12 protein-coding genes are annotated in these 11263 nt (G+C 65.0%); 6 read left to right on the top strand and 6 right to left on the bottom strand.

Annotation, left to right across the window (positions count from 1 at the left end; translation table 11 throughout):
* Together HB778_RS22320 and HB778_RS22315 are read right to left on the bottom strand one after the other, a co-directional pair.
* On the bottom strand, nt 1-483 hold the full coding sequence (locus tag HB778_RS22320) for a DUF3830 family protein (RefSeq protein WP_183457010.1): 483 nt from the start codon (nt 481-483) through the stop codon (nt 1-3).
* The gene (locus HB778_RS22315) at nt 480-1214 is read right to left on the bottom strand and encodes a GntR family transcriptional regulator (protein WP_183457008.1); all 735 of its coding nucleotides are present in this window, start codon (nt 1212-1214) and stop codon (nt 480-482) included. The genes HB778_RS22320 and HB778_RS22315 overlap by 4 nt, the downstream gene beginning before the upstream one ends.
* 128 nt (nt 1215-1342) lie before the next feature.
* On the opposite strand from HB778_RS22315, the gene HB778_RS22310 reads away from it, so the two are divergent.
* From HB778_RS22310 to HB778_RS22290, 5 genes are read left to right on the top strand one after another with little or no spacing between them, the layout of a single operon-like run.
* Nucleotides 1343-2143: an ABC transporter ATP-binding protein gene (locus tag HB778_RS22310; protein WP_183457005.1), complete on the top strand. Its 801-nt coding sequence runs from the start codon at nt 1343-1345 to the stop codon at nt 2141-2143.
* On the top strand, nt 2140-2889 hold the full coding sequence (locus HB778_RS22305; RefSeq protein WP_183457003.1) for a branched-chain amino acid ABC transporter ATP-binding protein: 750 nt from the start codon (nt 2140-2142) through the stop codon (nt 2887-2889). The genes HB778_RS22310 and HB778_RS22305 overlap by 4 nt, the downstream gene beginning before the upstream one ends.
* Nucleotides 2886-3794, top strand: a complete 909-nt coding sequence (locus tag HB778_RS22300; protein ID WP_183457001.1) for a branched-chain amino acid ABC transporter permease — start codon at nt 2886-2888, stop codon at nt 3792-3794. Before HB778_RS22305 ends, HB778_RS22300 begins: the two co-directional genes overlap by 4 nt.
* Nucleotides 3791-4774, top strand: coding sequence for a branched-chain amino acid ABC transporter permease (locus HB778_RS22295; protein WP_183465188.1), 984 nt, complete (start codon nt 3791-3793; stop codon nt 4772-4774). The genes HB778_RS22300 and HB778_RS22295 overlap by 4 nt, the downstream gene beginning before the upstream one ends.
* Entirely contained in the window at nt 4771-6075 is a 1305-nt protein-coding gene (locus HB778_RS22290) for an NAD(P)/FAD-dependent oxidoreductase (RefSeq protein ID WP_183456999.1), read from the top strand. Before HB778_RS22295 ends, HB778_RS22290 begins: the two co-directional genes overlap by 4 nt.
* 24 nt (nt 6076-6099) lie before the next feature.
* On the opposite strand, the gene HB778_RS22285 is transcribed toward HB778_RS22290, so the two are convergent.
* From HB778_RS22285 to HB778_RS22270, 4 genes are read right to left on the bottom strand one after another with little or no spacing between them, the layout of a single operon-like run.
* Complete coding sequence (locus HB778_RS22285) at nt 6100-6756, bottom strand: GntR family transcriptional regulator (RefSeq protein WP_183456997.1); 657 nt, start codon at nt 6754-6756, stop codon at nt 6100-6102.
* 17 nt (nt 6757-6773) lie between these two features.
* A complete protein-coding gene (locus HB778_RS22280; protein WP_183456995.1) occupies nt 6774-8084 on the bottom strand; it encodes an aspartate aminotransferase family protein in 1311 nt (436 codons plus the stop codon).
* Complete coding sequence (locus tag HB778_RS22275; RefSeq protein WP_183456993.1) at nt 8085-9143, bottom strand: phosphotransferase; 1059 nt, start codon at nt 9141-9143, stop codon at nt 8085-8087.
* On the bottom strand, nt 9140-10441 hold the full coding sequence (locus HB778_RS22270) for an ArgE/DapE family deacylase (protein ID WP_183456991.1): 1302 nt from the start codon (nt 10439-10441) through the stop codon (nt 9140-9142). Before HB778_RS22270 ends, HB778_RS22275 begins: the two co-directional genes overlap by 4 nt.
* Nucleotides 10442-10619: 178 nt before the next feature.
* Between HB778_RS22270 and HB778_RS22265 the strand changes: the two genes are divergently transcribed.
* A complete protein-coding gene (locus HB778_RS22265) occupies nt 10620-11252 on the top strand; it encodes a GNAT family N-acetyltransferase (protein ID WP_183456988.1) in 633 nt (210 codons plus the stop codon).
* The last annotated feature ends 11 nt before the right edge of the window (nt 11253-11263 follow it).

The following is an 11263-nucleotide window of genomic DNA, read 5'->3' as shown; positions in this document are numbered from 1 at the left end:
TCAGGCCTCCACCAGGCTGAAGGTGATGTCGCATGCGCCGTTGCGGCGGATGATGCCGCAGGCAGCGGCGAACTGGTCGCGCTGATCGGTCCGCACCTGCGCCACCACGCTGCCGGCGAGCCAGCCGATCGGAAACAGAAGCCGCGCCCCTTGTCCGTAGTAGAGGCCGATGTCGAAAATCGCATTGGGATTGCCGCCCCAAATGCGCGGCGGCACATAGGACAACGCGATGTCGCCCGGCTGCGGCGTCAGCGTGGCATTCTCCGCCGGCAAGGGTTTGGCATAGGCCTCCCCTTCGAGATCGGCTGACGGAACCGGGCAGGAGATCTCAGGTCCCGTCCACATGGCATGAATGCCCGGGACGACGCGTGGCGTGGCGAGATACGCGATGAGAAAGGCAGCGTTTTCCGGCGCCTTTTCGGGCAGCAGCAGCGCCGTCACGGAAAGCTTCGAGCGCGACTCGGTGATGCTGATGGAGGTCATGTCTGGTCTTTCGTGGCGGCGGACTGAAGCTTGTCGCGCAGGAAAGCAAAAGGCCGGCTGATATCGGCCACCAATGCCTCGCGCGCCGCTTGCGCATCCTGCTTGGCGAGAGCTGCGACGATGCTGCGGTGATAGTGCGCGGTGTCGACCTCGCCGGCGTCGGAAAAGGCATAGATGGCAACGCGGATGCAGGGGCCCGATTGCAGCCACAGGCTTTCGATCATCGGGATCAGCACGGCCGAGCCGCAGCAGTGGTAGATCTCGAAATGGAAGCTCTGGTTGAGCGTCGCCTCGCGGTCGATATCCTTCTTGTGCTTCAGTGCCCGCATCTCGTCCCATTCGCCGAGCATGGCTTCGATTGAAGCGATCTGGCGCGGGCTCATGCGCGTGGCGGCAAGCGCAATCGCTTCGCCTTCGATGAGCGACCGGGCGCGCAAAAGGTCGTCGATGCGCTCCAGCGTGATCGGCGGCACGCGCACCGAGCGGTTGGGCAGTGCCTCCAGCGCCTTTTCCGTGATGAGCCGGCCGAGCGCTTCGCGCACCGGCATGGTCGAGGTGACCAGCGCATCGGCCAGGCCACGGATGGTCAGCACCTGGTTCGGCTCGAACAGGCCGCCGATCAGAGCCCGGCGCAACTCGGAATAGACGCGATCCTGCACGGTCTCGCGGCCGACCGGCGTAAGCTGGGCTGCGATCGTTTCGTTGTTTCGCTCGATGGCAGCCTTTTGCATGGCATTCCCGGTCTTGGCCCGTTTTCGGCTTGCGGATGAAATTAAAGCCGAATAGCGTGATCAAAGCAAGTGTGATCACAAATCAAAAATCAGGAGGCGACAACGATCGTCTTCGGCCAGAGGGTTTGATGAGCGAGGCAGCGGAGCGCCAAGGGCAGGAGAGCCGGGCACCTGTTCTGACGGCAAGCCATGTCGTCAGACGGTTCGGCGGCCTTGTCGCCGTCAATGATGTCTCGTTTGATGTCAAAGCGGGCGAAATCCTCGGCCTGATCGGTCCGAACGGTGCCGGCAAGACGACGATGTTCGACCTGCTCGCCGGCAGCATATTGCCGACCAGCGGCGATATCCTGCTCAACGGCACGCGCGTTTCGGGCGAAGCCGCGCATCTGCGCATCGGCCGTGGTCTTGGCCGCACCTTCCAGATCCCGCGCCCGCTGCCCAATCTGACGCTGATCGAAAACATCATGCTGGCGGCACAGGGCCAGGCCGGCGAAAGGCTGCTCGCCAATTTCGTCACGCCGTGGCGGGTGGCGGCGCAAGAAAAAACGGCCAGGACAAAGGCGCTCGACCTTTTGGAACTCGTCACCCTCACCCATCTCGCGCATGAGCCGGCGCGCGTGCTGTCCGGCGGCCAGCGCAAGCTGCTCGAACTCGCCCGCGTGATGATGGCCGACCCGGCGATCATCCTGCTCGACGAGCCGGCAGCCGGCGTCAACGCAACGCTTCTGGAAGTCATCATCGACCGCATCCGTGACATCAATGCGCGCGGCATCACCTTCCTTTTGATCGAGCACAACATCGACATGGTGACGCGGCTCTGCCATCGCGTCCTGGTCATGGCGAGCGGCCAGTTGCTCAGCGAAGGCACGGCGGAAGAGGTCGCGCGCGACCCGCGCGTCATCGAGGCCTATCTCGGAGGCACGGCATGAGCGAGACCGTCCTCGACGTCCGTAATCTCGAGGCCGGCTATGAACCGGGCGTGCCGATCGTGCGCGGCGCCTCGATCATTGTCAGAAAAAGTGAGATCGTCGTCGTCCTCGGCCCCAATGGCGCCGGCAAGTCGAGCTTCATCAAGGCGATCGCCGGCCTCGTCCCGATCACCGGCGGCACCGTGTTCCTGGATGGCAAGGACATCACCGCGGCACCCGCCCACACCATGGTGCGGCTTGGGCTCGCCTTCGTGCCGCAGACGGAAAACATCTTTCCGCTGATGTCGGTCGAGGACAATCTTAGGGTCGCCTGCGGCATCCTCGAACGGCGCGAAATCCCCGGCCGCATCGAAGAAATGTATGCCGCCTTCCCGGACCTCGTCCGTCAGCGCCGCACCGCCGCCGGCAATTTGTCGGGCGGACAGCGGCAGATGTTGGCTGTCGCGCGCGCCCTGATCGTCCATCCCAAGGTGCTGGTGCTCGACGAACCGTCGGCCGGCCTGTCGCCGAAATTCGTGTCGATGGTGTTCGAGATGCTGGCCGGCATCCGCAAATCCGGGGTCACCATCCTTTTGGTCGAGCAGAATGCCAAGGCGGCACTGGCCATTGGCGACCGCGCCTATGTGCTGGTCGAAGGCAAGGACCGGCACGAGGGCATCGCTTCCGAACTGTGGAACGACCCTGTCGTCGCCGAACTCTATCTCGGCCAACGCCCTTCCCACGCCAGCAAGGGAGGCGCGGCATGAGCCTGCAATTTGTCGTCGATGGATTGCTGACCGGCTCGATGATCGGCCTCGGTGCCATCGGCGTGACGCTGACCTATTCGATCCTGCGCTTCTCGAATTTTGCCCATGGCGACTTCATGGCCTGGGGCACCTATGCGACGCTGGCCGTCGTCAGCGCCGTCGGCGCCACTTTCGGCAAGGCAGCGCCGATCGCGCCTTTGTCCTTCGGCTGGCCGCTGCTTGTCGCACTGGTCATTGGCATGGCCTTCACCGCTATACTGGCGCTGCTGCTCGACAAGGTGCTGTTTTCGCGGCTGCGCTCGCAGGGGCAAGCCATCATCGTGGTGATGGCGAGTTTTGGTGCCTCGATGGCGCTGCGCAGCCTGCTCGAATTCACCTTCACCTCGCGGCCGACCTATTTCAGCCGGGCGATCCAGATCGCCATGCCGGTCGGCTTCGGCATCCGCATCACACCCGACCAGATCGCACTTTTGCTGCTGACCGCCGTGCTGGTGCTCGGCGTGCATCTGTTGATGACGCGCACGCAGACCGGCCGTTCCATGCAGGCGCTCAGCCAGAATGCGGCACTGGCCCGCATCGTCGGCATCGACGTCGCCTCCGTGGTGCGCGTCACCTGGGTCATCGGCGGGGCGCTCGCCTGCGTCGCCGGCGTGATGATCGGCATTCTGGTGCAGATCCGCCCGTTCATGGGCTTCGACATGCTGCTGCCGATGTTTGCCGCCGCCATTCTCGGCGGCATCGGCAGCATCCCGGGCGCGGTGCTCGGCGGCCTGATCATCGGGCTCGCCGAAGCCGGCGCGGTGCAGCTGATTGGTGCCGAATGGCGCGCCGCCGTCTCCTTCATCATCCTGATGGCGGTGCTGTTCGTGCGGCCGATCGGCCTGTTTGGTGTGAGGGAACGCTGATGGACCTGCTCGGCTACGGCGCCTTCTTCCTGACCACCGCGCTGATCTTTTCGCTGGTCACGCTGGGGCTCAATCTGCAGTGGGGCCTGACCGGACTTTTCAATGTCGGCCTCGCCGGCTTCGTCGCCATCGGCGCCTATACATCCGCGCTGCTGACCACACCGGACGATGCCGCGCGGCTCGGTGGCTTCGGCCTGCCGATCCTTGTCGGCTGGCTCGGCGCCATGATCGTCGGCGGCATCGCCGCGGCGCTGACCGGCATGGCCACATTGCGGCTGAGATCCGACTATCTGGCGATCACCACATTCGGTGTCGCCGTGGTCGTACAGCTGGTCGCGCTCAATGCGCAGAAGCTGACCAGCGGGCCGTTCGGCATCGGTTTCATCCCACGTCCGTTCGGCAGCCTCGCCGAGACACCGCTGCTGTTCAACCTGTCGAACCTCGCCGTCGTCTCGGCCGTCACATTGATCGCCTACCTCGCCCTTGAGCATCTGTCGCGCAGCCCCTGGGGACGCGTGCTGAAGGCCTTGCGCGAGGATGAGCGGGCGGCGATTTCGCTCGGCAAGAGCGCGCGCTTCTACCGTGTCCAGGCCTTTGCCGTCGGCGGCGCCATCATGGCGCTGGCCGGCGCGCTGCAGGCGCATTTCACCGGTTTCATCGCGCCGGACAATTATCTGCCGATCCTGACCTTCCAGGTGTGGGTGATGCTGATCGTCGGCGGCTCGGGCAGCAATCTCGGCGCCGTCATTGGCAGCATTCTGGTCTGGGGAATATGGGCCGGATCCGGGACGCTGACCAGCGTGCTGTTTGCGCCCGAGCAGCAGGCGCGTGCGGCCTCGCTGCAGATCGTCGCCATCGGCGTCATGCTCTGCGTCATCCTGTTGATCCGGCCGAACGGGTTGTTCGGCGACAGGCTGCGGCGGCCACGTCTGGGCAAGCAGGCGAAGGTGACTACGGCCAAGAGCAGTTCCGGCTCATGACCGCTGCGATCCGGCAGGAAGCGCATGGTGCTTCACTCTGGCAGGCCGTCAGCCGCAACCGCCGCGACCGGCTGGCGCTGCACGACGAGATCACTGTCGACCTCGCCATTGTCGGCGGCGGTTTTTCCGGCCTGTCGACCGCGCTGCACGCCGCCGGGAAAGGGCTTTCCGTTGCCGTTCTCGAGGCCGCAATCATCGCCTGGGGCGCGACCGGCAGGAATGCCGGTTTCGTCGTGCCCAACTTCGCCAAGATGGACCCGGACACCATCCTTGCGCATCTCGGCCCCGAGCGAGGCGAGAGACTGATCGATTTTGCCGCCGGCAGCGCCGATCTGGTCTTCGGCCTGATCAGGCGGCACGGCATCGACTGCGACGCGGTGCAGAACGGATGGATCCAGCCGGCGCATTCGGTTGCCGCTTTCGAGAAGGTCAAATCGCGTGCCGGGCAATGGGCACGGCGTGGCCGACCGGCTGTCGCGTTGGATCGGCAGGAGGTCGAGGCGCTGACCGGCGCGCGCGGCTATGCCGGCGGCTGGATGGACCGTTCAGGTGGCGTGCTCAATCCGGTCGCCTACGCGAACGGACTGGCCGACGCGGCGGAGAAGGCTGGCGCGAAGATCTTCGAGCGCACGCCGGTTACCTCGGTCGATCGCGTTGCCGATGGCTGGACACTGAAAACGCCATCGGGCTCGGTGCGTGCCGGCAAGGTGCTGATCGCCACCAACGCCTATGGCGGAACGTTAAATCCATCACTGCGGCGGACCTATATTCCGCTGAAGGTTTTTCAGATTGCGACCGAGCCGCTGCCGCCCGAGATCCGCACGCGGCTGCTTCCCGGCGGGCAAGGCGTTGGCGACACCAGGCGCAATCTCTTCACCTTCCGCTTCGATGCCGACAACCGGCTGATCAGCGGCGGCATGCATATTCTGAGTGCCGGCGCCGACACGCGCGTGCCGCTTACAATCTGGCGGCGTCTCGCCCGGCATCTCGACCTGCCTGACCTGCCGCCGCTGGCCTATGGCTGGTCGGGAATGGCCGCGGTCGAACCGGATTTCCTGCCGCACCTCCTGGACCTCGGGCCGGGACTGATCGCCGGCCGCGCCTGCAACGGGCGCGGCATCGCCATGACGACGGCGATGGGCAAGGTGCTGGCCGACTGGGCCGCCGGAACCGAAGCGCGCGATTTGCCGCTGCCGTTCGCGCCGCCGGCGCCGATCCCCTTCCATGCCGTGCTGCGGCACGCGCCCAACATGCTGCTCGGCTGGAGCATGCTGCGCGACCGGCTGGACGAGACCGGATAAGGCGGTCGCTTCTGGCCGCGCGGATCAGGCCGTCATGCGAAGATTTTCGGAGAGAACCGCGGCCGCCGCGGCGATGTCCTGTTCAAGAGAAGCCCGAACAGCAGGACCATTGCGCTGCTCCAATGCGGCAACAATCCTGCGATGCGCGTCGTTCGACTGCGGAATGTAGCGATCGGCCTGCATCAGCAGTTTCAGGTAGGGCCCGACGCGGCCCCAGAGATCGCGGATCATGTTGAGCAGAATTGGCGCGCCGGCATGCTGGTAGATGGCGAAGTGAAACGCCTCGTTCAGCGCGAGATAGGCGCTGGCGTCGCCGGCCTCGATGGCGCGCTGCATGCCGGCAAGCGTCGCCTGTATGTCGACCAGCCCGCTTTCGCTCATCCGCGACGCCGCCATCTCACCCGCCAGCCCTTCGACGGCGATGCGGATATGGGTCAGTTCCTCAAAGGCGGGAGCCGACAGCAAGGGCACGATGATGGAGCGGTTGTTCTGCATCTCGAGCAACCGCTCGGCGACCAGCCTTTGCAGCGCCTCACGGATCGGCGTCGTCGAGATGCCGAAGGTCTCGGCGAGCTTGCGGATGACCAGCGTCTGGCCCGGACTGAAACCACCCGAAATCAACTCCTGCTTGAGCGCGCCATAGGCGCGGTCGTTGAGGGTTTGATGTTCGAGCTTTAGCATGCGCGGGCCTGCTCCGATCACCAGTTCGACAAAGCGCGATCGAGCGTCGCGGCCAGTTGCTCGGCATTGTCCCTGGCAAACGGCAGAGGCGGCCTGATCTTCAGCACATTACCACGCGGACCGCAGGACGAGATCAGCACGCCATCCTCGCGCATGGCTTCAACGACAGACGATGTCTTGCTGGCGGCCAGCGCCTCGTCGCCATCCGCCGTCAGCTCGACGCCGAAATAGAGGCCGTTTTGCCTGACGTCACCCACCATGCCGTGCCGGGTCTGCAGCGTGCGCAGCAAGTCAGCCGTATAGGCGCCGACATTGCGTGCGTTCTCGATCAGCCCCTCGCCTTCGATCACGTCCAGCACCGCGATGCCGACGGCGGCCGCGACCGGATTGCCACCGAATGTGTTGAAGTAACCGGTGTTGGAGCCGAAGGAGGAAACAAGCTGCGGCCGCACGAGCACCGCGCCCATCGGATGCCCGTCGCCGATCGGCTTGCCCATGGTGACGATGTCGGGTTCGAGGCCATAATTGGCAAAACCCCACATGCCCTGGCCGAGGCGGCCGAAGCCGGACTGGACCTCATCGGCGATGACGATGCCACCTGCATTCCTGACATGATCGGCCGCCTCGCGCATGACAGCCGCATCGGGGAAGAAAATGCCGTCGCTGGAAAAGGCCGAATCGAGCAGCAGCGCCGCCGGACGGATATTTTGCGCACGCATGTCGTCGATGGCGGCGGCGACATTTCCGGCGAAATCATGCGCGGCGCGGCCATGGTCGCGGAACGTGTCCGGCGCCGCCACGGTCCGGTGGTGCGCGGGTACGCCCTTGGCGCCAACCGCCGCCGGCGACAGCTGCGCGGTGGCGATCGTGGCGCCGTGATAGGCGAAATCGGTGATGATGACGCCGGTGCCGCCGCTCGAATGCTGGGCGATGCGGATGGCGAGGTCGTTGGCCTCGCTGCCGGTGCAGGTGAACATGGCATGGCCGAGATGGGCCGGAACCGTGCCGAGCAGTTTTTCCGCGTAGTCGAGGATGATCTCGCTGAGATAGCGCGTGTGCGTATTGAGTGTGGCCGCCTGCCCCGACAGCGCCTCGACGACACGCGGATGGCAGTGCCCGACCGAGGCGACATTGTTGTAGGCGTCGAGGAATTTGCGCCCTCCCGCATCGTAGAGCCAGACGCCGCTGCCGCGCACCAGATGGATCGGGTTGCGGTAGAAGGCGCGGTAGGTCGGCCCGAGCAGCCTGGCGCGGCGTTCGAGCAGGGCCTGCTCGGATGCCACCGAATCGGCATTGGCAGGATATGGCGAGGACTGGGACACGAGCATCTACTCCGGATTGGAATGGTCGAGGAAATAGCGGCGGGCCTCCGCGGACGACAGTCCGTCCAGCCGTTCGAGCGATGCCCAGACCTCGGTGATGAGACGCAGCACATAGTCGCGCTTGGCCGGGAACCGTTCGGCCTGCCAGCTGGCGATGTTGGCGATGAGCGCAAGCCGGGCGCGGATCAGATCGAACAGAATGCCGACCTCTTCGGGTTCCAGCGGCTGCACGGATTGATAGCCGGCGACGAAGCGCGCGGCGGATGCCAGCGGATGACCTTCAGCCGGCCAGCGATAGACGGCGCCGATGGCGAGGTCGCAGATCAGCGGCGAATGGATCATGTCGCCGAAATCGAGAATGCCGGTCACGACCTCCGGCCGCGAGGCGTCCATCACCACATTGTAGGAGTTCATGTCGTTGTGGACGATCTGGGCGCGCAGGGTCGGGATGACCGGCGCCGCGTGCTCCTCAAAGGCGTCCATCACACGCTCGACCATAGCCCGGTGACGGGAATCGGCGATATACGCCAGCATCGGCCGCGTCTTGGCGACCTTGCGGATGTCCCAGAGCAGGTCGCTGCCGGCCGCCGGATGGAAGAAGCCGCGCAGTGCCCGGCCAAGCCGGGCGAGAAAAATGCCGAGATTGCGATCCTGCGCCGCCGAGGTGGGCGAGCGCGACAGCAACTGGCCGGGCAGATAGGTGACCAGCCGGATGATGCGCGGCGCCGATCCGCCGACGCTGACCGTGAATTGCGCTTCGCCCTCGCGGCTTTTGCGCACCGAAGGAACCGGCAATGTCGGGTCGACCGCAAGGATATGGTCGAGTGCCTTGTTCTGGAAATCGGTGAAGCCGGCTTCTTCGGCCGGATGGGAAACTTTCAGGACGAACTCGCCCTCGCCTTCGGTCTGGATGTGGAAATTGTGGTCGCGTTCGCCCGGCAGCGGACGCGCGCTGCCGGTGAGGCCGTAGTGCCGGCGCAAGATGGCGAGCGCGTCGGCGATCGAAACATCGGGCGCGTCCTCGGCGAGCGTTTCGCCGAAACCGTCAGGCACGGCTGCGTTCATGAGTGCGCCTCCGGATCGATCGGCTCGAGGCCGCACCAGTCGGCGATGAACAGCGCGATGGTCTGGGTGACCTTGCGCACCGAATCCAGATCGACGGCCTCGTCATAGCCATGCGGCATGCGGCAGATCGGGCCATAGACGATCGCCGGCGTGTCGGCATAGAGGCCGAAGAAGCGTGCATCCGTCGTAGCAGAGGTAACATGTTCGGTCAGCGGCTCGCCCCACACGGCCGTATGGCTGCGGCGCAGCACGGCTTCCATCTCGTCGGCACCCTCCAGCACGTAGCCCTCGGCCATGAAGCCATTGTAGCTCATCTTGGGCGGGCGATTGGCCAGGAACGGATCGGCGCGGGCCGCATCGGCGATGCAGGCTTCGAGCTCGGCCCTGGCGTCCTCGAGCTTCTGGCCGGGATAGGTCGCGACACGCATCTCGAAAACACAGCGCGCCGGCACGCTCGATGTCCATTCGCCGCCTTCGATCTTGCCGAGGTTGAAGCGGATCGGATGCGGGTGATTGCAGAAATGCGGATCATCGACCTTGCGCGCATTCCAGACGATTTCGAGCTGCTTCAGCGCCTGGATGATGAGGAAGGCCTTCTCGATGGCATTGGCGCCGGCCGAGAAAGCGCCGGAGGCATGTTGCGGATCGCCGTCGACCTCGACCCTGAACCAGATCGGCCCGACTTGCGCCCGCATCAAGCGCGGTTCCAGGGGCTCGGGAATGAAGGCGGCATCGGCGCGATAGCCGCGCTGCAGACAAGCGAGCGCGCCATTGCCGGTGCATTCCTCCTCGACCACCGACTGGAGGTAAACGTTCGCAGCCGGCTGATAGCCGAGGCTGCGCAAAGCGGTCAGCGCATAGAGACAGGCCGACAGGCCGGCCTTCATGTCGCCTGCGCCGCGGCCATGCATCCAACCACCCTCGATCGCCGGGTCGTAGGGATCGCGCACCCAGCGGTCGAGCGGTCCCGTCGGCACCACGTCGATATGGCCGTTGAGGATCAGCGAGCGGCCAGTGGCGTTTCGCGGCGTGTGGGTGGCAACGACGTTGAAGGCATCGTCATACGAGACCGCCACGGGTGAAAAGCCCGGCAGATCGCGGATTGCGCCGACATCGACACGCCACATGTCGACCCTATAGCCATCGGCCTCATAGGCAGCGGCCATGAAGGATTGCGCGGCGTGCTCCCCGCCGCGCTGGGAGGGAAAGCGCACGAGGTCCGCCAGGAATGCGACTTGCCGCGCGAAGCCGTCATCGACCGCGCGCAAAATGGCTTCGTCGGCAATTCGCTCAGTCACGATATTCCGCTTTCTCGTGGATGGTGTATCATATCTCATATGCCATTACCGGGAAAGGCAAAGAGACAGGTCGGGCCAAAACGATGGCCCAACCCGGGAAGCTCTTGGCAGGGGGGGCGCAGAGTTGGCATCAGCTTCCCGCATGCCAGCGAAGCTGCATGGCGGAGATCGAGGACAGATGCAGGTCACCGACGGCCCATTGCCGGATGAAATCACCGATCTCGCGTCCGGTTACCGGCGCGTGCCGGCCGGCAAGATCGTCAATGCGGTGACATGGATGGAAGCGCGTGCCCCGATGCCGGGTCTCGCCCAACCCTTGGCAATGACCCGGATCAGCAAGCCCGACAGCGCCGCCTACCGGGCGATCTTTCTCGAGATCGGCGCTCCCTGGCTGTGGGACCGCGCCGCCGAAATGTCGGATTCCGAAGTCGCCGCGCGCCAGCATCTCTATTACGGCCATGATGAAAGCGGCGGCCATGTCGGCATGGTCGAATTCCGCGTTGCCGACGACAACGAGATCGAGATCACCTATTTCGGCCTTTTCCCTTCCTTGACCGGCCGCGGCCTCGGCAAGCGGCTGATGGCCGGTGCGCTCGATCAGGCATGGCGCCTCGGCCCCGGCCGCATCTGGCTGCACACAAGCAGCATCGACCATCACAGTGTCATCGGTTTCTACCGGGCTTGCGGGTTCAAGCCCTATGCAGCGGGTTTCGAGATCACCGACGATCCCCGTATCAAGGGAACCCTGCCGCGCGATGCGGCCCCGCAAATCCCGTTGATCGAAACGGAATGGGTGCCTGGCGCCAGATGAGACCGTCTTCG

The sequence above is a fragment of the Mesorhizobium huakuii genome, from assembly GCF_014189455.1.
GTDB lineage: Bacteria > Pseudomonadota > Alphaproteobacteria > Rhizobiales > Rhizobiaceae > Mesorhizobium > Mesorhizobium huakuii_A.
This window is presented reverse-complemented; position numbering and strand designations above follow the sequence as displayed.